General features: G+C 69.0%; 19 protein-coding genes and 1 pseudogene. 10 read left to right on the plus strand and 10 right to left on the minus strand.

Annotated elements, in window-relative coordinates:
• Positions 1 to 85: 85 nt before the first annotated feature.
• Positions 86 to 925, minus strand: coding sequence for a PrsW family glutamic-type intramembrane protease (locus ACFXJ8_RS12385; RefSeq protein ID WP_379643939.1), 840 nt, complete (start codon positions 923 to 925; stop codon positions 86 to 88).
• Positions 922 to 2,886, minus strand: coding sequence for an NAD(P)-binding protein (locus tag ACFXJ8_RS12390; RefSeq protein ID WP_379643940.1), 1,965 nt, complete (start codon positions 2,884 to 2,886; stop codon positions 922 to 924). The genes ACFXJ8_RS12385 and ACFXJ8_RS12390 overlap by 4 nt, the downstream gene beginning before the upstream one ends.
• A 198-nt stretch (positions 2,887 to 3,084) precedes the next feature.
• Here ACFXJ8_RS12390 and ACFXJ8_RS12395 point away from each other — a divergent pair, with 198 nt between their 5' ends.
• The 4 genes from ACFXJ8_RS12395 to ACFXJ8_RS12410 all read left to right on the plus strand — a co-directional run bounded on the left by ACFXJ8_RS12395 (position 3,085) and on the right by ACFXJ8_RS12410 (position 6,592).
• Positions 3,085 to 3,654, plus strand: coding sequence for a hypothetical protein (locus tag ACFXJ8_RS12395; protein ID WP_379643941.1), 570 nt, complete (start codon positions 3,085 to 3,087; stop codon positions 3,652 to 3,654).
• A gap of 57 nt (positions 3,655 to 3,711) precedes the next feature.
• Positions 3,712 to 4,893 (plus strand): FAD-dependent monooxygenase, encoded by a 1,182-nt coding sequence (locus tag ACFXJ8_RS12400; protein WP_379643942.1) that lies wholly within the window; start codon positions 3,712 to 3,714, stop codon positions 4,891 to 4,893.
• Positions 4,894 to 4,955: 62 nt separating this feature from the next.
• Positions 4,956 to 5,477, plus strand: coding sequence for an RNA polymerase sigma factor (locus tag ACFXJ8_RS12405; protein ID WP_379643943.1), 522 nt, complete (start codon positions 4,956 to 4,958; stop codon positions 5,475 to 5,477).
• Entirely contained in the window at positions 5,474 to 6,592 is a 1,119-nt protein-coding gene (locus tag ACFXJ8_RS12410; protein WP_379643944.1) for a CU044_5270 family protein, read from the plus strand. The genes ACFXJ8_RS12405 and ACFXJ8_RS12410 overlap by 4 nt, the downstream gene beginning before the upstream one ends.
• A 45-nt stretch (positions 6,593 to 6,637) precedes the next feature.
• Here ACFXJ8_RS12410 and ACFXJ8_RS12415 read toward each other — a convergent pair whose 3' ends face one another.
• The gene (locus ACFXJ8_RS12415; protein ID WP_379643945.1) at positions 6,638 to 7,456 is read right to left on the minus strand and encodes an SAM-dependent methyltransferase; all 819 of its coding nucleotides are present in this window, start codon (positions 7,454 to 7,456) and stop codon (positions 6,638 to 6,640) included.
• Positions 7,457 to 7,599: 143 nt separating this feature from the next.
• Here ACFXJ8_RS12415 and ACFXJ8_RS12420 point away from each other — a divergent pair, with 143 nt between their 5' ends.
• Positions 7,600 to 8,055, plus strand: coding sequence for a carboxymuconolactone decarboxylase family protein (locus ACFXJ8_RS12420; RefSeq protein WP_379643946.1), 456 nt, complete (start codon positions 7,600 to 7,602; stop codon positions 8,053 to 8,055).
• A gap of 299 nt (positions 8,056 to 8,354) precedes the next feature.
• Here ACFXJ8_RS12420 and ACFXJ8_RS12425 read toward each other — a convergent pair whose 3' ends face one another.
• Positions 8,355 to 9,548, minus strand: a complete 1,194-nt coding sequence (locus ACFXJ8_RS12425; RefSeq protein ID WP_379643947.1) for an MFS transporter — start codon at positions 9,546 to 9,548, stop codon at positions 8,355 to 8,357.
• A 239-nt stretch (positions 9,549 to 9,787) separates the two neighbouring features.
• Between ACFXJ8_RS12425 and ACFXJ8_RS12430 the strand changes: the two are divergent.
• Positions 9,788 to 9,892, plus strand: a pseudogene (locus tag ACFXJ8_RS12430) (DNA-binding response regulator); the annotation flags it as partial.
• A gap of 143 nt (positions 9,893 to 10,035) precedes the next feature.
• Here ACFXJ8_RS12430 and ACFXJ8_RS12435 read toward each other — a convergent pair.
• Positions 10,036 to 10,866, minus strand: coding sequence for a hypothetical protein (locus ACFXJ8_RS12435; protein ID WP_379643948.1), 831 nt, complete (start codon positions 10,864 to 10,866; stop codon positions 10,036 to 10,038).
• A 227-nt stretch (positions 10,867 to 11,093) separates the two neighbouring features.
• On the opposite strand from ACFXJ8_RS12435, the gene ACFXJ8_RS12440 reads away from it, so the two are divergent.
• A complete protein-coding gene (locus ACFXJ8_RS12440; RefSeq protein WP_379643949.1) occupies positions 11,094 to 11,840 on the plus strand; it encodes a hypothetical protein in 747 nt (248 codons plus the stop codon).
• A 49-nt stretch (positions 11,841 to 11,889) separates the two neighbouring features.
• Here ACFXJ8_RS12440 and ACFXJ8_RS12445 read toward each other — a convergent pair whose 3' ends face one another.
• Both ACFXJ8_RS12445 and ACFXJ8_RS12450 read right to left on the minus strand, forming a co-directional pair.
• Entirely contained in the window at positions 11,890 to 13,023 is a 1,134-nt protein-coding gene (locus ACFXJ8_RS12445; RefSeq protein WP_379643950.1) for a methyltransferase domain-containing protein, read from the minus strand.
• Positions 13,024 to 13,025: 2 nt separating this feature from the next.
• Complete coding sequence (locus ACFXJ8_RS12450; protein ID WP_379643951.1) at positions 13,026 to 14,039, minus strand: radical SAM/SPASM domain-containing protein; 1,014 nt, start codon at positions 14,037 to 14,039, stop codon at positions 13,026 to 13,028.
• A 989-nt stretch (positions 14,040 to 15,028) separates the two neighbouring features.
• Here ACFXJ8_RS12450 and ACFXJ8_RS12455 point away from each other — a divergent pair.
• Both ACFXJ8_RS12455 and ACFXJ8_RS12460 read left to right on the plus strand, forming a co-directional pair.
• On the plus strand, positions 15,029 to 16,489 hold the full coding sequence (locus ACFXJ8_RS12455) for a hypothetical protein (protein WP_379643952.1): 1,461 nt from the start codon (positions 15,029 to 15,031) through the stop codon (positions 16,487 to 16,489).
• 11 nt (positions 16,490 to 16,500) lie between these two features.
• Positions 16,501 to 17,052 (plus strand): GNAT family N-acetyltransferase, encoded by a 552-nt coding sequence (locus ACFXJ8_RS12460; protein ID WP_379643953.1) that lies wholly within the window; start codon positions 16,501 to 16,503, stop codon positions 17,050 to 17,052.
• Positions 17,053 to 17,446: 394 nt separating this feature from the next.
• On the opposite strand, the gene ACFXJ8_RS12465 is transcribed toward ACFXJ8_RS12460, so the two are convergent.
• The 3 genes from ACFXJ8_RS12465 to wecB form a co-directional block, all read right to left on the minus strand.
• Positions 17,447 to 18,550: an AAA family ATPase gene (locus tag ACFXJ8_RS12465; RefSeq protein WP_379643954.1), complete on the minus strand. Its 1,104-nt coding sequence runs from the start codon at positions 18,548 to 18,550 to the stop codon at positions 17,447 to 17,449.
• 215 nt (positions 18,551 to 18,765) lie between these two features.
• Entirely contained in the window at positions 18,766 to 20,796 is a 2,031-nt protein-coding gene (locus ACFXJ8_RS12470) for a glycosyltransferase (RefSeq protein WP_379643955.1), read from the minus strand.
• 40 nt (positions 20,797 to 20,836) lie between these two features.
• Positions 20,837 to 21,964, minus strand: coding sequence for a non-hydrolyzing UDP-N-acetylglucosamine 2-epimerase (gene wecB, locus ACFXJ8_RS12475; protein WP_379643956.1), 1,128 nt, complete (start codon positions 21,962 to 21,964; stop codon positions 20,837 to 20,839).
• 173 nt (positions 21,965 to 22,137) lie between these two features.
• Here wecB and ACFXJ8_RS12480 point away from each other — a divergent pair, with 173 nt between their 5' ends.
• Positions 22,138 to 23,670: a glycosyltransferase family 4 protein gene (locus tag ACFXJ8_RS12480; protein ID WP_379643957.1), complete on the plus strand. Its 1,533-nt coding sequence runs from the start codon at positions 22,138 to 22,140 to the stop codon at positions 23,668 to 23,670.
• The last annotated feature ends 66 nt before the right edge of the window (positions 23,671 to 23,736 follow it).

Genomic DNA, 23,736 nt, shown 5'->3' on the forward strand with positions numbered 1-23,736 from the left:
CTGCGGGATTATCGGGAAAATCGGGGCAAGTCGGGCCGACGGGACGCCGTGACCTGTGTGTTCGATCCGTCCGCATCGTGGGCGTTCACCGCCTTGCGGCGGCCTGTGCGGTAGCGCGCAGCCAGAGCAGCCCGGCCACCGAGATGGCCACCAGGCCCGCCAGGTCGAGGAAGGTGTACAGGTGCACCTGGCCCTCGGTGACCTGCGGGACCTTGCCGATGCGGAGCTGGTCGAACTGCCACGGCTTGCCGGTGAGGACCAGCGTGAGCGTGATGGAGATGGCGTTCATCGCGTCCCAGAGCGCGTGCAGCACGGAGACGCCCAGGTAGGTGAAGATCACCTGGCCGGTGAACAGCCTGCCCGCGCCGAACAGCACGCCACCCATGATCGCCGTCCACAGGCCGTGGCCGACCGGCGCGAGGACGCCGCGCAGCACCTCGGTCTCCACGAGCTGGGCCAGCGACAGGCCTGCCGGGGTGAACAGCGCGTTGAAGGCGTAGCCCGCGCTCTCGAAGGCCGCGAACCCGAAACCGACCGTCGCGCCGAGCACCAGGCCGTCGCCTGCAGTACGGCGGGTCATCCTCCTGGCCACGAACATCAGCGCGGCCAGCTTCGCGCCCTCCTCGATGAGCCCGACCCCGAGGTAGATCCCGAACGACGGCTTGAGCAGCCAGCTCTCCAGCAGGGCGGCGCCGAGCACGCCCAGCACCCCGCCCACGACGAAGGCTCTGAACATCAGCTCGACCGTGAGGTCGGCGCTCATGCCGCGCCCGTACGCCCACACCACGAACGTCACCGGCACCAGGAAGCTGCCCAGCAGCACGACGGTGGGCACGAGGTTGGGATTGACCGTCCACGCGGTGACGGTCACCGTGGCCGCCCACAGGACGAACCCGATCAGGAAGATCTTCAGCCAGGGCTTCATGTCCGCAGCTCCGCGACCGCCCGGTGGGCCGCGGTGATCGCCGCGTCCGCGTAGGCGGCCGGGACGGAGTCGGAGTTGGCGATGGCGATCCTGCCGAACCGCTTGCGCGCGGTCTCCGCGGGGAACGGCCCGTCGGGATAGAACGCGTTCCACGGCCGGCAGTACTCCGGCGCATAGCCGTGTCCCCACCTGTTGACGGTGACCGCCTCAATGTCCCGCTCGGGGTCGAAGCCGCCCGGGCCGAGCAGCCGGGCGAGCTGGTCGCGGATGGTGTACTCCATGTAGCTGAACGGCGTCTTGATCAGCGTGTGCCTGCCCGCGACGGCGCCCTGGGAGGGCGACATGCCCGACTGCGCCGGGGTGGCGATCATGTGGACGTTGATCGGCTCACTGGGGTCTTTCGGGCAGGGGTAGTCCGGCATGCTGACCGGGTAGTCGAGCTCGGAGACGCACCAGTAGGCGCCGGTCCATCGCGTGTGGTGGATGCCGACCCGCTGCCAGGCCTTCCAGTCGCGCAGCTGGACCATGGCGTACAGCAGGGGGATCTTGACGGCCTGGTGCAGCGCCTCCTGCTGGTGAGGGGGCAGCTCGGGGACGAGGTAGGGGATCATCATGTTCCAGCAGGCCATGACGACCGCCCCGGCGCGGACGGTCCTGATCGTGTTGCCGTCGAAGTAGCCGACGGTCGCGCTCGTGGCCTTGTCGGCGCCGCCGTCGTTGGCGACGGAGACCACGGGGCTGGACAGCCTGAACCGCACCTGGTTGGCCGACATGTCGAGCTTGCTGTAGTCGAAGGCGGCGGTCGTGATCGCGTCCATGTCGGTGGCGGCGGCGAAGCCGGGGATCATCCTGCCGACCATCATCCGCACGAGCGCCTGGTTGCCCTCGGGGAAGTGGTAGATGTACGGGTCCTCCGCGCTCCACCCCTTGATCATGCTCGGCGAGTTGAACCTCGACGGTTTGTCGCTGTCGAGCCCGAGGCCCTTGAAGCCGGGATAGTCCCAGCCGTCCGCGCTGCCCCACGCGTCGATCGCGCCGAACGCGGTGGTGTCGTAGCCCCATTCGTCGCTCGACATGGTCCTGCAGAAGCGCTCGACGTCGGGGTGGACCTTGGCGACTTCCAGCAGGTAGCGGGAGTAGGTCAGCGCGGCCAGCCGCTCCTCCTTCTCCTTCCGCGACAGCCCCGTCAAGTAGTCGGGCGGGTTGCGGTAGAGCCTGACCAGGTCCTTCTTCGCCTTGTCCGCGATCGGCAACTGGGCGGCCAGCCGTTCGGGGGTGAGCCCGCCGGTGAGCCTGACCAGCTTCTCGGTGGCGAAGCTCTCCCTGTCGCACATGACACTGTCGGTCAGCCCGAGGCCGGTATAAAGCTTCTGGTCGAAGTACCGCTCGAACTTCTTCACCTCGACGCCGAGCTGGGCGAGCAGGGTCTTGCCCTCGGGCGTCCACACCGAGGGCGCCTCCATCGACTGCGAGCCGCCGTACCCGATGAGCGGGCCCATACGGCCGGCGGGCGCGAACTCGTTGCGGCGCGCGTGTCCGCCGATCTCGTCGTGGTTGTCGAGGATGAGGACGCGGGCCTTCGGGTCGTGCCGTACCCACTCGAAGGCCGCGGCGACGCCGCTGATGCCGCCGCCGACGACCACCAGGTCGTAGCTCTCGCCCGTGGCCTGAGGCGTGCCCGCGTACTGCCAGAACCTCTGGTCGCGCAGCGCGTGCGGAACGCTCAGCGCCGCGGGGGTGTTGCCCTGCAGCCCGGTCAGGCCCGGCGGGTACTTCACCTCCTCGGGGACGGCCAGGCTGCCGGTGCCGATCTGGCCTGGAGTGGCGGTCTCCAGCCCGCAGCCGGCCAGGGATCCCAGGGCGGCGGCTCCCACCGCCATGGCCACGCCGTCGAAGAAGTCGCGGCGCGTGATGCGGCGGCCCATGCCGAGTTCGCGCGCCCGGCGCGGATCGATCTCCATGCCTTGATCATCACGAGGGAAAGAAAAGGCGGTCTCATGACGCGCGGCTTTCCGGCGAACATTTTACGCGTATTCCCCGAACTCTTCGGAAGGGTTTTCCGGTGCTCTAGAAAGGAGGGGGGTCAGGGAAATGGAGAAAGCAAGTTGAAAGCATTTTCCGGGATTTGTGTGACATTTTTGGTGATTGCCGGATGCGGGGTGAGCCCGCCCCCGCCGCGCCCCGCCCCGATCCGTGATCTCGGCGCTGCCCTGCTCCCCGCCCCGCCGGGCATGCGCGTCGCCTACGGTCCCGAATCCGGTCCGTACGGCACGCTCCACGCCACCAGGAAGGGCGCCGCCGCCGTACGGCAGGGCGCCTCGTGCGCGCCCGGGCTGGACCTCGACCGCCCCGAGATGCGCACCGCGCCCGCCGCCGTCGTGGCCTACAGCTCCGATGAAGGCTCCGTCACCCAGGCGCTGGTGGACCTGCCCTCGGCCTTTCCGGCAGAGCTTCCCCCGGCCTGCGCCTCCTACCGGGCGGTCGTGGAGGGATCGACGGTCAGCTACGTCACCAGGAGGATCGACCTGCCGCCGCTCGGCGACCAGTCGCGCGCCTATGTCACGGCCGTCACCGGCGGCGGCCAGAGCCTGGAGGTGGGCTCGGTGGTGATCAGGGCGGGAACGGTCGTGATGAGCCTCCTCGTAGTCGCACGAAAAGTGAAATATGACGGTCTAACCGACCAAAGCCGCGAAGCATACGAAAGGCTGACGCTCGCCATGAATGGCTGACTGGCGCGGTGCGTGGGCGGTGCGTGGCTCGTCAGCGGCCCCCGCGAGCCTTCTCCCATGACGAACACCACCAAGCACGTCCTGATCTCCGGCGCCAGCCTCGCGGGGCCCGCCATGGCCCACTGGCTCCTCAGGTACGGCTACGCCGTCACCGTCGTCGAGCGGGCCCCCGCCCTGCGGGAGGGCGGCCAGGCCGTCGACTTCCGCGGTGAGGCGCACATGACGATGCTGGAGCGCATGGGCATCCTGGAGGAGGTCCGCCGCCGCCAGACCGAGGGCGGCCCTCTCGTCATCATCGACGCCGACGGAAAAGAGCAGCTGCGCCTGCCCGCCTCCTTCACCGGCGGCAACGTCGAGATCACCCGCGGGGACCTCGCGCACCTGCTCCACGACCTGACCAAGGACAGGGCGCAGTACGTGTTCGACGACTCCATCGCCGCCATGACCGAGACCGCCGACGGCGTCGACGTGGTCTTCGACAGCGGCAGGACGGGCCGGTTCGACCTGGTCATCGGCGCCGACGGGCTCCACTCCAACGTGCGCAGGCTCGCCTTCGGCGAGGAGTCGCGCTTCCTGAAGCCGTCCGGGTACTACGTCGGCCTGTTCGAGGCGCCCAACCACCTCGGCGTCAGCGGCAAGGCGCTCATGTACAGCGAGCCGGGGCGCGGCGCGCTCGTCGCCGCCGCCGAGCACGACCAGAACACTGTCACGGTCGGGTGCATCTTCGCCTCCGACCCCCTCGACTACCACCACCGCGACATCGCCACCCAGAAGCGGCTGCTGGCCAGGGCGTACGAAGAGGCGGGCTGGGAGCTGCCCAAGCTGCTGTCCCACCTGGAAGACTCGGGCTACTTCTACTTCGACTCGATCAGCCAGATCCACATGGACCACTACACCAAGGGCCGCGTCGCGCTCATCGGCGACGCCGGATACGGCGCCACCATGGGCGGCATGGGCGCCGGCATGTCCCTCATCGCCTCCTACGTGCTCGCGGGCGAGCTGGCCGCGGCGGGCGGCGACCACACGGTCGCCTTCGCCCGCTACGAGGAGCAGATCCGCGGCTACGCCAAGGCCTGCCAGCGGATCGCCGACGGCGCGGGAGGCTTCTTCGCGCCCAAGAACGTCCGCCGCCGCAACCGTATCTACAAGGTCCTGACCTCGAGTTTCCTTGTCGGCTTCTTCGACAAGTTGACCACCAAGGCGGCCAACTCCATCAAGCTCAAGGAATATGCCCTGTAACCATCGGCTCTCTCGGACCACTTCCCTGTGTCAGCAAACCCGAGACATGAGGGAGTTGGGCGGTGACGGATGAGCGAGAACGGTTCACCACCATCTACGACGAATGCCGCCAGCGCGTGTGGGCCTACGTGGTCGCCCGCGCGGGAAGGCAGGTCGCCGACGAGGTGGTGAGCGAGACGTTCGCCATCGCCTGGCGCAAGCTCGACCAGGTACCGGGCAACGCGCTGCCGTACCTGCTGGGGATCGCCAGGAACGTGCTGCGCGACAACATCAGGGACGAGATCAAGCGCGAGGGGCTCCGGCAGGAGCTACGCGAGTGGATCTCGGGCGACATCGCCGACCAGGTGGCCGAGCGCCTCGGCGTCCTCAGGGCCATGGCCAGGCTCACCCAGGACGAGCGCGAGCTGCTCATCCTCATCGCCTGGCAGGGGCTGTCCACCCGCGACGCCGCCAAGGTCGTCGGCTGCTCGGTGCCCGCCTTCAAGGTGCGCCTCCACCGCGCGCGCAAGCGCCTGCAACACGAGATGGAGCAGCCCGCCGCTCCCGCCATGTCCAGGCTCGGCCTCAAGGAGGAGTGGTCATGAACCCGATCGACGAGCTGCGCGCCGCCCGCCCGGCACACCTCGGCGACACCCCGACCGACGAGCGGACCAGGCGGTCCGAGCTCGCCTACGCCATGTCCCATGGCACGCCGGTCAAGCGCCGCGCCAAGCCGAGGCTGATGTGGGGGCTCAGCCTCGCGGGCGCCGCCGCCGCTGCCGTCACTGCCGTCGCCGTCCTCACCGCGGGCACCGGAGCGGGTACGGCTCCGCGCGCGCCGTCTGCCGTTGAGTCCAGCGCTCCCGGCGAGCTCACCGCACAGCAGGTGCTCCTGGTCGCCGCCACCCAGGCCGAGCGGCAGCCCGCGACCTCGGGCGAGTTCTGGCACACCCGAACGATGGGCAGGCACCTGTTCACGGCGGCGGGCGGCTACGTGATGGCCGTCAAGCAGCGCGACGAGATGTGGGTCAGCGCGAACGGCGTGTGGTCGCGCTCCCAGCATCTCGGCGCCGAGCCCGCCACCGACGAGGACAGGGCGAAGTGGGCGGCGGCCGGATCTCCGTCCGAGGTCGAGATCCCCGTTCCCGGCAAGCCTCGGGGGATGCGGGTCACGATCGCCCCTGGCAAGCCGCACACCGGCCACCAGGCGGGCAAGGAGGTGTTCTGGCTCGGCCGCAACGTCACCCTCGCCGACCTGAAGGGTCTGCCGGACGACGAGGTGAAGCTCAAGGCGTGGCTGCTGCGCCACTACGAGGGTAAGAGCACCGAGTCCGACGCGCCCATGGCAGAGGACGCGTGGCTGTTCCAGGTGACCGCGGGGCTCATCACCGACATGCCGGTCAGCGCCAAGGTGCGCGGGGCCGCCTTCCGCATGCTCGCCGCGCTGCCGTCCGTGACAGCCGTCGGCGAGGTCACCGACGCGGAGGGCCGGTCGGGCACGGCCATCGCCTTCGAGCAGGAATCGCGGGTCAACCTGGCCGACGACAACCCGGGGACCGTACAGGACCGGCTGGTCATCGACGAGGAGACGGGGACGGCGCTCGGCCGCGAGAGCGTCGTGGTGAAGCCGGGCGGCATGCAGGCCGGCCTGGAGCCGGGCATGGTGGGCAGCAGCTTCGCCGTCGTGCGCGCCGAGTGGACCGACTCCCGCGCCTCCTGAGCGCGTTTCCCCCGGCGGGCGCTGCTGCGCCCGCCGGGGTTTCCGTTACGGCTTGCGGGCCACCGCGCCGTAGGCGTCGATCCGCTGCACCTCGTCGGCGTCGTCCGGCAGCCGCCAGTGCGAGATGGGCGCCAGGCCCGGCTCCACCAGCTCCAGGCCCGCGAAGCATCCGGCGAGCTCGTCCAGCGTGCGCAGGTAGTACGGCACGGCCCCCGACTCGGCGAGCTTGTCGCTGCCCTCGCTGACCTCCGTGCCGGTGTTGGTCCCGTCCCACAGCACCAGGTGGCTGCCCGAGGGCACCTCCGCCATCACCCGCGACACGATGGAGCGCACCTCGTCCAGGTCGGCGACGTAGCCGAGGACGCCCATGAACATGACCGCGATCGGCCTGGTGAAGTCGAGCACGTTCCGGGCATCCGAGATGATCAGCTCGGGCTCGTGGTAGTCGCCGTCGACGTACGTGGTCACCCCCTCGGGGGTGGTGTTGACCAGCAGCGCGCGAGCGTGCGTCAGGACCAGCGGGTCGTTGTCCACGTACACGATGCGCGAGGCGGGTGTGATCGCCTGGGCGATCTCGTGGGTGTTCTGCATCGTGGGCAGGCCGGTGCCGATGTCGAGGAACTGGTCGATGCCCGCCTCGGCGGCCAGGTAGGACACGGCGCGGCGCAGGAACAGCCTCGACTGCATGGCCATGGTGACGATGTCGGGGTAGACCTTGGCCACGGCGTCACCGGCGGCGCGGTCGGCCTCGAAGTTGTCCTTGCCCCCCATCCAGTAGTTCCAGATGCGGGCCGCGTGGGGGATGTCGGGCTTGATCCTGGCGGCCAGGTCCGACCGTGGGTGAGGGGCGTGCTCGCCGGACATGCTGGGGCTCCTTCGCTGATGGGATGGCGCCTCAAGATCGTATGGTTTATCTCCTTTTTCCTCCAGAGAGCTGTCACACTCCTCGGCCCGGGATCGTCATATCAGCGAAGGCACGAACCAGGCCGACGCGGAGGCTAATGATTATGGAAGCACGTATGGGCAACCCGGCGATGGTGGTTCCCGGCGCGCTGAAGGCCCTTCAGGCCGTGGGCGCGACCGTGGAGCAGGCGGGCGTGCCGAAGCAGCTGCTCGAACTCGTGAACCTGCGGGCGAGCCAGATCAACGGCTGCAGCGTCTGCGTCGACATGCACGCCCGTGCGCTGAAGAAGGGCGGCGAGAGCGACGAGCGCCTCTGGTCGGTGGCCGGATGGCGGGATGCGCCCTACTTCACCGACGCCGAGCGCGCCGCCCTGGCCCTCGCCGAGGCCGCCACCCGGCTCAGCGACCGGCCCGAGCCGGTGTCCGACGAGGTCTACGAGGAGGCGGCCAAGCACTACGACGAGCAGCAGTTGGCCGCGCTGATCCTCGGGATCGCCACCGTCAACCTCTGGAACCGGCTCAACGCCTCCACCAAGCAGGTGGCCGGCGCCTGGGGGTGACCCGATTTGGGGGTTTTGGTAGTGGAGTGACGGCTGATCACCTAGGCTGGCGATCCGTGCGCAAAAGATCATGACGGCTGCCTGCCCCTTTGAGCGTGGCAAGACATCAGCGGCCGACAGCGCGCATCGGATCGTCGGGATCAGCCGTGGCACGGGGAAGCGTTGCGCCCCGGCTCCTTCCCGGCCACAGGAGAAAGCAGCACCGCCCTCTCCGTTGGGCGGTGCTGCTTTCCGGTTCCCGGGCCTCGCCGGATCCTCGCGTACGGCGGGGCGGGCGCCTCGCCCACGCCCTCACGCCCTCACGCGTCCTCCTTTCGGGCCGAGATCTTCTTGCGGGTCGAGACGTACACGGCCAGCGCGCCGGCGAGCAGCGCCGCGGCCAGGCCGTACATGAGCGGTGTGAGGCCGGGGAAGGCGGCGGCCAGTTGGGGGCCGAGGCTGCCGCCGAGGAACAGGGCGAAGGTGAACAATGCCAGCGCGGCGCCGCGCGCCTGCCCGGCCAGCGCGACGATCGACACGTTGAGCGAGGGCGTGACCAGGGCGACGGCGGCGACGTACACAGCAAGAAGAAGAGTCAGGCCGACCGTGCCGGGGCCGGTCACGGCGACGAGCGCGAGCGACAGCGAGCCGAGGGCGAAGGCCGCGAGGGCGCGGGGGATCGCGGGAACACGCGCCAGCCACGGCATGAGCAGGGGGATCAGCAGCAGCGACGGCAGGCCTCCGGCGCGCAGTGCCAGCAGGTCAGGGGTGCCGTTGATCTGCAGTCCCGTGTAGGCGGCCACGAAGGTGAGCAGCACGGTGACGGTCGCCAGGCACCGCAGCACCAGCGCGGGGTTGCCCAGCAGGGCCGGGATCGCCCGGTAGGCGGCCGTCAGGGAGCCCGCGCGGTCGCGCGTCTCGTCCGGCCGCATGATCAGGCGGGTGGCCACCGCCGCGGCGGCGAACAGGACCGCCGAGCCGACGAACAGGCCGCGCCAGCCGACCACGCCGACCAGTGCCTGGGCCGCGATCTGGAACAGGACGGCGGCCGCGAGGAACCCGCTGGTCACGACGGTGATGCCGACCATGCGGTGGCGGGGCTCCAGACGTTCGGCCAGGTAGGACAGGGCGGCGGGCGGGAAGATCGCCACCACCAGTCCCTGGAGGACGCGCAGGCCGAGCGCGACCTCCTGGCCGGGGCTGAGCGCCACCAGCGCGGTGACGATCGCCGCGAGCGGCAGGCCGATACCGATCATCCGGCGTCGCCCGTACCGGTCCGACAGCGGGCCGAAGGCGAGGAACCCCGCGGCGTAGCCGATGCCGAACGCCGTCACCAGCCAGCTCAGCCCGTCGGGCGTTGATCTCCAGTCGGCGGCCATGTCGGCGAGGAGGGGGATCACGGAGTAGAGCTGCCCGGCCGACATGATCGCGGTCAACGTGAAGACCACCAGCGTGGGGGCCGGTGAGATCGCCTGGGGTGCGGGTGGCGGTGCCGTACGGACGAACGTTGTCATGAACGGCACCGTAGGCAACCAACTAGTTGGATGTCAACCAACTAGTTGGTAGATGGCAGCATCTACGTTGATGCGCTCTTGCGCGAGTTCGCGGTCGCCGCGAAGTGATCAGGTCGACCTGCGGCGCAGCCAATGGAGAATGCGACTGGAAGAACGCCCGGTGAGGAGAGCGGGCGAACGCCCAGCAGGGGGAGCGGGTCAACCCCCAGCAGGCAGGGGCGTGACGAGAAACGGCCAAGACGCACGTCCGCAACGTCCTGGACAAGCTCGGGGCCCGCGACCGCACCCAGGCGGCCGTCCTCGCCTACGAGCTGGGCCTCGTCTTTCCCGGCACTGCGGGGTGAGGTAGGCCGTGCCCGCCGGGAGTGCGCCGTACACGACCGGGTCGCCCGAGAATCTTCCGCGTACCGGGGTGCCCGAGAAGGCCCGCGCACAAGGACGCCTGGGCGCTCAGGAAAGGGCCCGGGGCGTACACCGGGCCCGGGCATCACTCGGTCTCGGTGACCAGCGGGATCGTGGGGATGTCACCGTCACTGGTGTCGAGCTTGGCCGTCACCCGGCCGCTCGGCGGCGCCTTGACCGAAACCTTCGCGCCCCACCCGGTGAACCGGGTGTCGACTCTCATCGTCAGGCCTGAGACGTGGTAGCCGATCGCGGTCGCCGGGTAGGAGGTCGTCAGCCGCTGGGCCAGCCCGTCGGAGCCGACCTGCAGCTTCCAGGTCACGACCGCCTCCGGCGAGCGCTTCACAGGCAGCGAGTGGCGGAACCACGGCGAGATCCTGTACAGCTCCCCGAACGTGATCTCTCCGCTGTGGGCGCCACGGGACGGCTTGCCCGTGGCCAGCAGCGCCTTCAGCGTCTTCGGCTCGGTGACGTTCACGAGCTGGGTGTACCCACTCGTGATTCCGAGCAGCCGGTCGTTCGTTCGCTTGAGCCACGTCTTGCCCTCAGGCATGAACTCGCCGACGAACCCGCCCGAGATGTAGGAGGTCTTCCCCATGCTGATGACGCGCTCGGGCTTGCTCAGGCCCGCGGAGCCCTCAGGCAGGTCCATGGCGACGTCGGTGACACTGCCCATGAGCCTCCCCGTCAGATCGGCGGCAACCGTCCCTGACGCGCCGAACCGGAAGGCACCCGTACGGCGGGCTGTGACCTTGCGGTTCCCACCCAGGTAGAGGGTCGCGGTATCGGTGAACTTCACGCCCCTGCCGTCGGCGAACTGCCCCTCCAGGGCCCTGACAGGGTCCTTGGGCGCCGCCTGCGCAGGGGCGCCCGGAACGAGCACGGCGACAGCGGCCAGGGCCAGCACTCGCTTCATCGAAGATCCTTACGCTGGATGAAAGGGGTTGGATCCTTCCAAGAGAAGATCACGACCACGTCTCGGACCACCGCGCCCCGTCCGTAGGGCCGGAGGGCCGCCGCCGTGATGAGAGCGAGACACCAGAATGAGAAGATCACGCCGCAGCGCTCGCCGCGCGGCGGGGCACGAACGGGAAGGGGCCGCGGATGAGGCGATGGAAGGCATGGAGAGCCACGTTCGCCCTCATGGTGACCGTCCCTGTCGGGGTCGCCGGATTCAGCGCCACCGCGGACGCCCGGCTCCTTCCGGCAGACACGCTCAAGCGCCAGCTCGTCGAGAACCGCGGCGTGACGATGTCGAAGAGCTTCACCGCCATGAAGGGTCGGAAGCGGGTCCACTTCTGGACCAAGGGCACCGCCGAGTTCGGCACAGGCAAGATCGTCGCCACCGATCTGATGTATCGCTCCGATCTCAAGTATCTGACACGCCCCATACGGAAGATCGTTTTCGGTGGCCGCGAGTACGTCCGGGACTCGGCCACCCGCAAGGGCAAGCACTGGACACTCAACGAGGACAAGAAGATCCAGCCTTCGCTGGACGCCGACTGGATCAAGCTCGCCGATCCGGTCATGCTGAAGGCGGTGCTGGCCACCACCCGGGTCAAGCGGCCCGCAGGCGTCTACGAGGGCACTCGAACCACCCTCTGCCAGGGCGAGATCACCGTCGGCCGGCTCGAAAGGGCCGCCCCCGGATCGTTCTCAGGATTCGATGTGCGCACGGATGTGCGCACGAAGGTCTCCTGGCGGCTCTGGCTCGGTGAGGATCAGCTCGTGCGCCGGCTCCGGGGTTCGTGGAAGGGACAGCATTCCGGCGGCTCTGCCCGCCGCTTTTCGTACATCGTCGACGTCCGCTTGACCGGCTGGGGCGCCGAGAACGACATCATGCCCCCTTCCGCCGATGACGTCGTGGCGTCCGACGCAGGACGTGAGTAAGCCCAGCGCTCCCTCCCTGAACCGGGAGCGCTGGGCTGCGGCTACCTTGCTACGCGCTGATGGTGGCGGTCCACCGGCCGCGCCGGAGGTGAATGGACCCGTCCGGAGCGACGCGGGCGAGCGCGCCGTGCAGCGGGAGTTGGCCGTGCTGCAGCCAGTAGTCACGCACTTCGTCCAGGAGGTTCCCCAGGCGGCGCGGGCCGCCCTGATGCACCGTGGGGAACGAGCGGCCTTCCTGCACAGCTCGCGCCCATGACCCGTCCGGGTGAACCATGATCGCGGTACGGGTGTACCCGTCGTCGTCGAAGTGGTGCTCGATGTCCGGCGCCGACAGCTCCAGCATCGACCGCACCTCCCACGCCTCGACCACGTCCAGCGCCGGGAACCGGCCGATGTGGATGTCCTCACCATCCTCCGTGCGGGCCTTGTCCACGAGGGCGTGATGGCGGGGCGGATAGTCCCGTCCCGCGCGGGTCGCCATGAACATCGCCCAGTCCCGTTCGATCCGGCCGACCGCGCTCCCGTCCTTAGTCTTCGTCGCGGTGAGGATCATCGACGTGTTGGTGATGGTCGTCGCCAGCCTGCCGCCTACGGGAAGCGCCTCCAGCCACGACGGCGGCACCGGCCGTACCGACACCATGGCCACGATCCGATCCACCGGACCCGGTAGCGGGCCGGTGGCGTCGCCGACGAGCATCCGCGGCCGGAGGCCGATCTCGTCGAGCCGCTCGGTGGCGGCCTTCACCAAGTAGGCGTCCACGTCGATGGAGGTGACGCGGTCGACGCCCACCCGTTCGCACAGCACGGCCGTGCCGTACCCGGAGCCGGTACCCACGTCCAGCACGGTCGAGGTGGGCTCGATGGCGGCGTGCTCGTACATCTGCACGACCAGGCTCGGCAACGTGGACGACGAGGTGGGCTTGCCGACCGGCTTGTCTTCCTGCGTGGCGTGGTCGGCGTGCAGCGGGCCGACCTGGGTGACGAGGGTGCGGTCGCTGTATGCGGTGGCCAGCCACGCCTCCGGATCGCTGGACCCTTTCTGCAACGCCCACGTCCCGCCGCCGGCTTTCCACCACCGGGGGACGAAACCGTGCCGGGGCGTGGCAGCGACCACCAGCCGCCATGGCGAGCCGGGGCGGGAGACGCGGTCGGCGAGCGCGTCCGCGTGGGGGATCCAGTCCATGGTCAGCAGTCTGCTCTCGCCGTACCAGCCTCCGCCACCGCACCACCGCGAGCATCACCGCGGCGGCTGATGACGGCAGGCAGCAGCGCCAGCGGCGGGTCCGAGATGGTCTCGGCGGGCGAGCAGTCGTTGCCGTCGCTGTCCGGGTTGCAGGCGTCCTGCCAGGCCGGGGTGTTGGCCAGGACGGCGTGAGGCGGGTCGCTGATGGTTTCCGCCGGGGAGCAGTCGTTGCTGTCGTTGTCCGGATTACATGCCGAGGTCGGGCGCTGCCGGGGAACCTGGGCGCGCAGGTCCCGCCACTTGGCGCCGCCGAAGATGTCGACGAGGCTCTGCTCGCGGACGTTGCCCGCCGAGGGCAGGAACCTTGCCAGCACGCACATGCGGACGTCACCGGCGCCAGACACGGACGCGCGGCCGTCGCCGCACCGGCCGCACAGCTCGCCAACGTTCGGCGCCGTCTGGGTGCGGTCGGCGGCGCGGCCGACTCTGCGCACCCGGTCGACGCGGATCCGGGTGACGCCGAGCGCGTCGAGTTCGGCCCGGGCCTGCTCGACGCGCTGCCCGTCGCCGAGATCGATGATCCCCACCCGGAGCGGCAGGCCACGGCTGAGCGCCTCGATGATCCCGGCGCGCGTACGGGAGTGGCTCCCGGCGCGGCCGGTGACCCGATCGTGCTCGGCGGGGTCGTCGCTGTAGTAGGAGGTGGCCAGGCCGACGCCTGGCTGCGAGAACAGCCTCCACGGGTGTGTGGTGATGTGGAAGAAGTTGGTGAACACCTCGACTTTCAGGCTGTTGCCGATCGCGCGGCCGAGCAGCCGCGCGAAGTCGGGGTGCATGGTGGGCTCGCCACCGATGAACTGGACCTTGCGGATGCCCGCCGCCGGCGCGGAGTCGAGGAGCCGCTCCCAATCGGTGGTCGTCATGATGCCGTGCCCCTCGCTGGGGCCGGACTGGGCGTAGCAGTGGCTGCATTTGAGCTGGCAGCGGTTGGTCAGGTCCAGCTCGAGGAACTCCACCGGTCTCAGCGTGGTCGCTGCGTGTGCGGGGAGAAGTTCAGCGGTCATCGTAGGGCCCTTCGCCTGGATGAATGTGCGGTCCCAGCGGCCGCCACCTCGGGTGGTGGCGGAGAAGGCGTGTCGGTGGGGGCTGACCGCAGCGTGTCGCGGAACGGCTCCGTGCCCCACATCGCCCGCATCATGACGGAGTTCATGAGGCTGACCGTGCATGCTCGGACCTGTGATGGCAGCCACGGCGCCGGGAAGCCCGATCCGGCCTGCTGGCCTTTCGGGTGCGCCGCGGTGCCCCGGGATCGCGAGGTGAGGTCTGGCGGGCCTGCACGGCTTGGCCTACGGGTGTGGGCCGCCGTATCGAAGTGGGGACCGAGGCCCGCCAGAGTTCCAGTTCGGCGGTGGCCATGAGCTGCCACAGCTCGGTGAGGTTCGCCGGCTCCACGACCGTGCAGATCCGGGGATCAGCCATGTGCCACGCGCAGTAGGTCCGCGCCCAACGCCGCTCCCATACGAGCCACGCCTTCCGCGTCACAATCAGTGGCCGCGCCATGCTGTGGTCCGGCGCGCAGGTGGAGCCCGTGGCCTCAAGAGACGGGACATCTCGAGGCCACGGGATCGCACGCTGGTGGCTCCCGACTCCGGCTATCTGAGCGGCCGAGCGCGCGGCAGAGGGGAACAACTGTCTGGGGGGCATAGGGGCCTCGGGGGGTGATGGGGGCGAGAGGCGATCGCCCCGAGCCGTCGCGGAAGGTCTGAGCTCAGTAAAGCTCTGCGTGGCGCTTCGGTCACCGGTTGTGGCGACATGCTTTTTATGCGCTCTGCTAGCCCCCTGACCTGCTCCTATGCGTCGCGTGATGGCGGTTCTATGTCACGCGAAAGGCCGCTGATCGATTTGGGCGGTTGCCGAAGGGCCGTCGCAGCAAGGACTCTGCCACCAGCGCCTCATTCCAGGGAGCCTCGTGATGAGCGGATGGAGCAAGAGGGACGTCAACCGGTTGCGCGCCCGGATGGAGAATCAGGGCCGCGGGCAGGAGGAGATCGCCGACGAGATCCGGCACCTGTGCCGGTGTACTCGTATGGCAGCTTTCCGGATGGCGCTCGGACTGAGCCAGCCCGAAGTGGTGGACCGGTGGCGGCACCAAGCGCCGACCACGGTGATCGACCAGCCCATGCTGTCGCGGCTGGAGCTGTTCCCCGCTGCAGGGTCTCGCGCACCGCAGGCAGCGCAGCTCATCACGCTGGCCAGCCTCTACAGGACGACACCGTTACGGCTGCTCGATCCCGAGGCGCTGGAGCGGCTTGACCCCGCGGAGCGGGATGTCCTGATCCGATGCAACGCCGGATTCACCGTCTCCCCAGCCGTCCCGGCCGCGGAGAGCTCGACGTCAACAGCAAGGGCACGGCCACTGGTACAGATACCAGCATCCGACAGCCTGCAAAGGGAGGTAGAAATGGCCGCACGCAGAGCACTGCGGTTTGCTGCGCTCGCCGAGGGCAGCAACATCGGCCCGGAAACGCTGGACCAGCTTCGCGCCGAGGTCGTCCGCCTCGCGCTGGCCTACCCTCAACAATCCCTACCGGTGCTGCTGGGGGACCTGATCGACCTGCAGGACGTCGCCTTCCGGCTGCTGGAGGGCAGGCAGCGGCCGGCGGAAGCCGCCGAGATGTACCTGCTCGCCGGGGTCCTCAGCGGCATGCTCGCCAAGGCGTCTCATGACCTCGGCGACCCGCACGCCGCCATGACCCAGGCCCGCGCATCCTTCGTGTGCGCTGACCAGGCCGGCCACGATGGACTGCGCGCCTGGACCAAGGGCCTGCAATCGATGGTCGCCTACTGGGCGGGCTGGCCGCACGAAGCCGTCCGGTACGCCCAGGCGGGCGCCGAGTACGCCGACCAGGCCCGCGGGACGACCGCGGTGTGGCTGCCAGCGCAGGAGGCTCGAGTCTGGGCGGTGCTCGGCAATGGTGATCAGGCGATCGCCGCGATCGAGCGGGCCGACGCGGCACGCGACCAGGTCGAGCATGATGAGCTGGATGAGCTCGGCGGCATCATGACGTTCTCTCGGCCTCGCCAGCTCTACTACGCCGCTGACACCCGCGTGTGGCTCCCCGGTGATGAGCAGGAGGCCGAACGCGTCGCAGGCGAAGCGTTGACGGCCTACAGCGAGGCCGCGCCGGAGGAGCGCTCCTACAGCGACGAAGCAGGAGCGCGCGCCGACCAAGCGCTCGCCAGAGCCGCCATGGGCGACCTCGACGGCGCGATGGAAGCCCTCAGACCTGTCCTGGATCTACCGGTGGACCAGCGCATCGGCGGCATCGTCGTCAGCGTGATGCGCGTCCACGCTGCCCTGTGTACTCCCGACTTCCGCGGTGTCGCCGCAGCGCGAGCGCTCCAGCAGGAGATCGAGACGTACGGGCAGGTCTCGGCCAGAGCCCTGCTGCCTCGCGGCCGCTAGGGTCAGCAGACATGTATCCCGTCATGATCACTTCCCCCAGGCTCAGCCTGCGCGAGTTCACGCCCGACGACGTGGATCCCCTCACCGGCATCTACGGCGATCCGCAGGTCGTCGAGCACATGAGCTTCGAGCCACGCTCCCGCGACCAGGTGAAGGCCACCATCGCCAGCGTGACCGATGCCGCCCAGGTTGAGCCACGCGTCGAGTACTCACTTGCCGCGGCTCTGCCCTCCGGGCAACTGGCCGCATTCGCGCGGCTGGCCATCGACACTCAGCATCCGGCACAGTCCAGCGGACAGATCGGTTTCGCCCTGCGCGCGGACCTGTGGGGTCAAGGCCTGGGCGGTGAGACAGTGCGGCTCCTGCTGAAGCTCGGTTTGGACGAGCTAGGCCTGTACCGGGTCTGGGGCGCGCGCAGCCCTGACAACCAGCCCTCCGCGAGTGTGATGAGCAGGCTCGGCATGGTCGAGGAAGGCCGCATCCGAGGCCACATCAAGGTTCGGGGCCGATGGCGAGACTCCGTCGTGCATTCCATCCTGGCACCCGAGTGGCGCCAGGACTGACCCAGATCGCTGCCCTCTGGGCTGGCTGGGCCTGCCGCCTCGTGCCCCCTCCCGCCGATGACGTCGTGGCGTCCGAGGATCCGGCACGCGAGCAGCCGAGCGGGAAGTGGAGAGAACGCGACTCTGACCTTCCCGGTCAGCCAAGGAGGCGATCGACTGTCGTACGGTCGAGGCAACCCAGGTGAGGGGAGAACCGACGTGGTCCCAGGCTGCGGCAACTGCGATTGCTATGTCGACGACAAAGTGATCTTCAGGCCACCGGACGAACGATGACCATGCTGGAGAGGCCCCGAAACGGGGGCCTTTCCAGCCCACCGAGCACCGCCACCCGCGCCCGCCGCGGCTCGCCATCGCTCCTCATCGAACCGGAGGATGTGCAGTCTGCGCACTCAGGTCACCCGGACTCGACCTGTGGCCTGCCGCCGAGCAGGTTCTTCTCCCAGAGGTCGCCCAGAGAGTAGTCGGCCAACCAGTCCTGCAGCCGCGCCGGGTCCGGACGGTCGAAGACCGAAGCCCCTCTGGCACGTTCGACGATGATGAGGTCATCCAGTGCGAACTGGTTCATCAGGGTCACTGACTGGGTGGCGATGAGGACCTGGCTGTCGTGACTGGCCGCGCGCAGCATCTCGGCAAGCTGCACGATGGCGTAGGGGTGTAGCCCGAGTTCCGGTTCGTCGAGCACGACGAGATGGGGCAGGTCCGGCATGCTGAGCAGGGTGGTCAGGCAGATGAACCGCAGCGTTCCGTCGGATAGCGCGTTGGCGGGGAAGACGACGTCGGAGGCCTCCTGCTGCCAGCGAAGCCGGAGGCGGTCGTTCTCCTCGACGAGGACGAAGTCGCGGAAGAACGGAGCTACCTGTCGGATGGTACGGACGATCCGGCGGTAGGCGGCGGTATCGGTTTCTCTCAGCCGGAGCAGAACGGCGGCCAGGTTTCCCGCGTCCGGGTGCAGGGCGAGGTTGTCGGATGCGTACCCGGTTTGCTTGACGGGTGCGTTGCGACTGGTGTCGTGGAAATGGAAGACGCGGCAGCCGCGCAGGATGTTCATGATGTCCATGGGGCCGTTGATCGCGTTTCGTTCCGCAACGGCGGCCAGCCGGGTTTCCCGATGCCCACGACCGAGTACCGATATTTCCAGAGGCGCTGTGGAGTCTTCGCCGGGAAACCAGACGCGCTCCTCTCCGAAGATGAGCTCGTCGCCTGCGGCGGGGATGAGGACGGCCTCGTAGCCGGCGGAGCCGAGATCCAGCCTGAGCCTGATGCTCGCATCTCCTTTGGGCCCGCCATGGAGCAGTGCCGAGGCGCCACCGGCCTGACCTACGAAGAGGTTGAGCTCGCCGTCGACGATCCTGCCGAGCAGGGCGAGCGCGGCGATGAAATTGCTCTTGCCCGCGCCGTTGGCACCGACGAGCACGTTGAGGCCGCGCGGTTCGACCTGTGCCGAACGGATCGAGGTGTACCCCTCGACCGTGATCGACTGGAGTCTGTGGCGCGTCATGAAGTCAGCTTAGATCGACAGCTCACGTCTGCGTGGCTGGGTTCCCAGTGTGCAGCGGATCGAGCAGGGCCGCCGATCTCGACCGGCAACTGTTCACGTGCGCCAAGGTGTGTGGCGGGTCGAGCCAAGCCAGCCCACGCAGGGGAGCTCTCCCCCGTCGACACAGCCCGGAGCCCGTCACGCGCGGAGCGCGCCAAGGGCTAAGGCCGATGCTGTTAGAGCATGACGTGGGACTCGGGGTGGCCGACGAAGGAGAACTGCGCGACCCTGTTCAGCTTGATGTCGTCGGCCTGCCACGTGTGCATGGCCGAGTCCGCGCTGCGCCAGTACACGAAGTTGAACCGGTCGGCCGAGTAGATCTTGACCTTGTCCTCTTTCAGGCGGCGCACCAGGTGGGTGTCCTCGCCGCGGGTGATGTCCGCGAAGCCGTACGAGCGGAACATGTCCGCCTTGCCGAGGAACGTTCCGCCCTGCACCAGCCACGTGTACCGGTGTTCGAGTCCGGGCAGGCGCAGCATGGTCGTGTTGGTGCCCTCGAAGTAGGTGTAGTGGGCGCCCTTGCCGACGAGTTCGGCCTCGGAGTAGTCGAAGGCCCGCACCAGGTCGGACAGGTAGTGCTCGCCGTACAGGTTGTCGTCGTCCATCTTGGCGATGAGCTCGCCGTCGGCGGCGGCGATGCCCAGGTTCATGCACGCGCCCAGGGACAGCTCGGCCGAGGCGGGCAGGACGACGACGTCGGAGATGCCGGCCATGCGCGCCTTGTCGGCGACGACGACGGGGTCGATGTCGAGGCCGTGCAGCACCATGACGAGCTGGAGCGGCCGGTGGCGCTGCTTGGCGACCGAGCTGATGGCGTGCTCGATCTGCGCGGCCCTGTTGGTGGGCAGTACGACGGAGATGGAGCGGGAGCGCGACTCGGTGGGGCGGCCCATGAAGCCGAGGATCTGGTCGACGCGGTGGGAGAACAGGTGCTTGTCGAACACCTCGCGCATGGCGAGGTGGCCCATGCGGGCGCGCAGCTCGGGGCTGTTGATCAGGTGGAGCACCTGGTTGAACGACTCGATGGGCTCGCGGGCGATGGGCACGAGCGGGCCGAAGGTCTCCTCGATGGCGCGCGACCAGCCGGAGACGACGGGGGTGGCGCAGGCCGACAGCTCGAAGACGCGGCGCGCGCACATGGTGGGCGAGTCGAGCACCGAGTTGACGTTGAGGAAGACCTTGTACATGCGGTAGGCCGCGAGCATCTGGTCGTAGGGGAGTTCGCCGACGATGTGCGGCTCGTACTTCTCCGGCCAGGCGTACTTGTCGTCGACGGAGCCGTTGCGCGCGAAGATGTGCAGGCCGAGTTCCCTGATCGGGTCGATCACGGTTTCCATCTGCTCGCGGCGTTCGGGGTGCTTGTCGCGGAAGTACATGCCCGCGAAGACCACGTCGTGCAGGCGGCCCTGCTTCTGCTGGATGGGGTTGTGCACGCGGGGCTGGGCGGCGAACTGCAGGACGTCAACCCGGTCATGTCCCAGAACTTCATGATATTTCGGGACCATGTCGCCGTCGCAGGTGAACACGTAGTCGAACAGGCTGGCGGTGTCGATGAAGAAGTCGAAGTTGGGCGGGTCCTCCTTGTTCCAGAAGACCGTGGGGATGCCCTCGGCGCGGCACCACTCGACCAGGTCCCGCAACTCCTGCTTGGGGGCGTTGGTGCCGGTCATCTGGTAGCGCCAGCGGCCCTGGTTGCCGTGCCAGGCCGACTCGCAGAACAGCAGGTCGGGCCGCTTGTCCGCGAAGATCTCCGGCCAGTCGCGCAGCCCGAACTCGATCTGGTCCCACTCGTAGCGGAAGGCCATCCTGGAGAAGTCGTCCAGGATGACCGCGACCTTCAGGTCGGGCCGGTTGACCGGCCCGGTCGGCCACTTGATCGTCGGCACCTCGACCAGGGGAGACCGCTTGCCCGCCGCCTCGGTGACCTCCGAGACCGGCGTCGGCGCGGCGGGCGCCTTCTCGTGCGAGCGGACGGCCGCCACGACCTTGCCGGGACTCTTCGACGTCAGCGCCTCACCCAGCTTGAACGAGCGCTTGGCCTGGGTGGCCTGGAGCTTCCAGGTGGAGTACTCGGCGCGCGCCTCGGCGATCTCCAGCCGCCGCCGCAGCTCCCTGATCTCCGCCTCGTACCTCTCGACGAGCTTGCGCTCCTCAGGGAGCCAGTTGATCGGCCCGAGTCGCTGGAAGGTCGGCTCTTCTGAAGACATCCGCTCGCCCTAACGTCAAATGAGGTCTGTCATGGTACGGCTACAGCCGCCCGTTTCGTGAGGCAGGCGAAAGGTTTTCCCCTTTCAGCCAAGAAGCGACCACTCGGGCGATTCTCGGCCCGGCGGCGCCGTCCCACAGCACGGGCAGCTCTCCTGCCGGAGTCGTGGCCCCGTCGGACAGCGCCTTGGACGCGGCGGCGGGCAGTCCCGCGGGCGTGACGAGCTTGTTGGTGCCGTGGGTGACGGTGATCGGCCGCTCGGTGTTGGGCCTGACGGTCAGGCACGGCACGCCGAGCATCGTCGTCTCCTCCTGCACGCCGCCCGAGTCGGTGACGACCAGCGCCGCGCCCCGTACGAGCGAGAGGAAGTCGACGTATCCGAGCGGGTCGACGACCGTGACGTTCGGCCCGTCGACGAGCCCGACCGAGGCCAGCCGGGCGCGCCCACGCGGGTGCATCGGCACCACGAGCGGGATCTGCGCGGCGACCTCGAGGACGGCGGAGACGAGTTCGAGGGCGGCCTCGGGGCTGTCGACGTTCGCCGGGCGGTGCAGCGTGGCCACGGCATAACGGGAAGGAATGCCGAGCCGCTCGACGACGGGGGCGGGGTCGAGCGAGGGCAGCGCCGCGAAGAGGCTGTCGATCATCGGGTTGCCGACCAGGTGGGTCTTGGCGGCGGGCACGCCCTCGGCGGCCAGGTACGACAGCGCCTCGGGCGAGGTGGCGAACAGCAGGTCCGACAGCGAGTCGGTGACGATCCTGTTGACCTCCTCCGGCATCCCGCGGTCGAAGGAGCGCAGCCCCGCCTCGACGTGGGCGGTCGGGACGCCGAGCTTGGCGCAGACGAGGATGGCGGCCAGCGTGGAGTTGACGTCGCCGTAGACGATGACCAGGTCGGGTTCCTGCGTCATGAAGACCTCTTCGAGGCCGACGAGGAGGGCCGCGGTCTGCTTGGCGTGCGTGCCCGAGCCGACTCCGAGGTTGGCCACCGGGGAGGGGAGACCGAGGTCGGCGAAGAACACGTCGGACATCAGCGCGTCGTAGTGCTGACCGGTGTGGATGATGCCCTGCCGCACGCCCAGTTCGTCCAGTCCGCGGACCACGGGGGCGGCCTTCACGAAGTTGGGACGGGCGCCGAGGACATGGAGGACCAGGGGGTTCTCCCTCATCTACCTCGCCTTTCATAACGGAAGGGGAAAAACGTTGCCTATGGTACGGTCACCGCGTGGTATCCGACGCCAGACCAAAGGTTTCCGCCAAGTCGGCCAGGGCCGGAGTCGGTGGACTTCTCAAAGGCTTCATCCAGCACCCCGTCATCGTTTCCCGTGTCGTCTTCGCGAAGGTGAAATCCGACCCCGTCAGGGTCGCGCAGGCGGCCGCGGACGCGCTCCCCCCGAGGCTGCGTCCCGTCGTGGGCAAGGTCGCCTGGCCGGCCGCCCGCAAGGTACGGCGCGTGGTCCGCAAGGTGGGCATGCGCGTGGTCAAGGCGCCGTGGAACGAGGCGAAGGCGTACTGGGACGCGGGCCGGGTCGCCGAGGCGGCAGCGGTCCTGGAGCCGCACACCAAGTACCCCTTCGTGAGCCGCAGGGCCGCGTACTATCGCGGTGAGCTGGCCGCGATCAGCCCCGACCCGATCCCGCCGCGTCCCAAGGTGGCGATCGGCGAGCGCGTGGCGGGCCGGGTGCTGCACATGGTCACCAACGCCCTGCCGTACACGCAGGCGGGTTACACGGTGCGCACGCACCGGATCGTGACCGCGCAGAAGGAGAAGGGCCTCGACCCGCACGTCGTGACCAGCTGGGGCTGGCCGATGCTGCAGGGGCACGCGGACGCCACGCCCTTCGAGGAGCTGGACGGCATTCCGTACCACCGGCTGCTGCCGGACGGCAGGCAGGAGATGCCGTTCGAGACGCGCGGGCGGATCATCCTGGGCGCCGAGCGTGTCACCGAGCTGGTCACCAAGCTGAAGCCGCAGGTGCTGCACGCGGCCACCGACCACCGCAACGGGTCGATGGCGCACGCCGTACGCGAGCGCACGGGCACGCCGTTTGTCTACGAGGTGCGCGGCTTCCTGGAGGAGACCTGGGCCTCCCGTGACCCGATCCGCATCGGCAGCCAGCGGCAGGTCCTCCAGCGCGAGCGCGAGGCGTTCCTGATGCGCGAGGCCGACGCGGTGGTCACGCTGGCCGAGACGATGGCACAGGAGATCGTCGAGCGCGGCGTGCCGCGCGAGAAGATCCGCCTGGCGCCCAACGCGGTGGACGACTCGCTGCTGACCGCCGACTACGACGGCGCGGCCTTCCGCAGGTCGATGGGCATCGGCGACGACGAGATCGTGGTCGGCTCGGTCTCCAGCATCGTGGCCTACGAGGGCTTCGCGACCCTGCTGAGGGCGGGCGCGCTGCTCAGGAACGACATCAGGGTCCTGATCGTCGGCGACGGCACCGAGCGGGACAACCTGCTGGAGCTGGTGGAGGAGCTCGGCCTCAGGTCGGCGATCCTGCCCGGCCGGGTCGGTCCCGACGAGGCGCTGCAGGCGCAGGCGGCGATCGACATCTTCTGCTGTCCGCGGGAGGACCTGCGCGTCTGCAGACTCGTTACGCCATTGAAACCCGTGGAGGCGATGGCGCTCGGAAAGCCCGTCGTGCTCAGCGATCTGCCCGCGCTGTCCGAGCTCGTCGGCTCCGACGGGGCCGGTCAGCTCGTCCCGCCCGGCGATCCGGAGGCGCTCGCCAAGGCGCTGTCCGAGCTGCGGCAGGATCCCGCCAGGCGGGCCGAGATGGGTGAGGCTGGAAAGGCGGAAGTGGCGGCAAAACGGACCTGGAGCCGCGTTGCCGAGACTTATCGTGACCTTTACCGATCACTAGCCGACTGATGACCTACAAGTTCGCTGTCTGTTGTGACGGGTTCAGTCGCATTAGGCGTGAGCTAGGTGGACTTG

It is taken from the genome of Nonomuraea sp. NPDC059194, from assembly GCF_042754765.1.
Taxonomy (GTDB): Bacteria; Actinomycetota; Actinomycetes; order Streptosporangiales; family Streptosporangiaceae; genus Nonomuraea.

Coding starts and splice junctions, on each gene's coding strand:
- ACFXJ8_RS12415 (WP_379643945.1), bottom strand. CDS start 7,456: ATGTCCGGCGAGCACGCCCCTCACCCACGGTCGGACCTGGCCGCCAGG.
- ACFXJ8_RS12420 (WP_379643946.1), top strand. CDS start 7,600: ATGGAAGCACGTATGGGCAACCCGGCGATGGTGGTTCCCGGCGCGCTG.
- ACFXJ8_RS12470 (WP_379643955.1), bottom strand. CDS start 20,796: ATGTCTTCAGAAGAGCCGACCTTCCAGCGACTCGGGCCGATCAACTGG.
- ACFXJ8_RS12435 (WP_379643948.1), bottom strand. CDS start 10,866: ATGAAGCGAGTGCTGGCCCTGGCCGCTGTCGCCGTGCTCGTTCCGGGC.
- ACFXJ8_RS12400 (WP_379643942.1), top strand. CDS start 3,712: ATGACGAACACCACCAAGCACGTCCTGATCTCCGGCGCCAGCCTCGCG.
- ACFXJ8_RS12385 (WP_379643939.1), bottom strand. CDS start 925: ATGAAGCCCTGGCTGAAGATCTTCCTGATCGGGTTCGTCCTGTGGGCG.
- ACFXJ8_RS12410 (WP_379643944.1), top strand. CDS start 5,474: ATGAACCCGATCGACGAGCTGCGCGCCGCCCGCCCGGCACACCTCGGC.
- ACFXJ8_RS12425 (WP_379643947.1), bottom strand. CDS start 9,548: ATGACAACGTTCGTCCGTACGGCACCGCCACCCGCACCCCAGGCGATC.
- ACFXJ8_RS12440 (WP_379643949.1), top strand. CDS start 11,094: ATGGTGACCGTCCCTGTCGGGGTCGCCGGATTCAGCGCCACCGCGGAC.
- ACFXJ8_RS12460 (WP_379643953.1), top strand. CDS start 16,501: ATGTATCCCGTCATGATCACTTCCCCCAGGCTCAGCCTGCGCGAGTTC.
- ACFXJ8_RS12390 (WP_379643940.1), bottom strand. CDS start 2,886: ATGGAGATCGATCCGCGCCGGGCGCGCGAACTCGGCATGGGCCGCCGC.
- ACFXJ8_RS12445 (WP_379643950.1), bottom strand. CDS start 13,023: ATGGACTGGATCCCCCACGCGGACGCGCTCGCCGACCGCGTCTCCCGC.
- wecB (WP_379643956.1), bottom strand. CDS start 21,964: ATGAGGGAGAACCCCCTGGTCCTCCATGTCCTCGGCGCCCGTCCCAAC.
- ACFXJ8_RS12465 (WP_379643954.1), bottom strand. CDS start 18,550: ATGACGCGCCACAGACTCCAGTCGATCACGGTCGAGGGGTACACCTCG.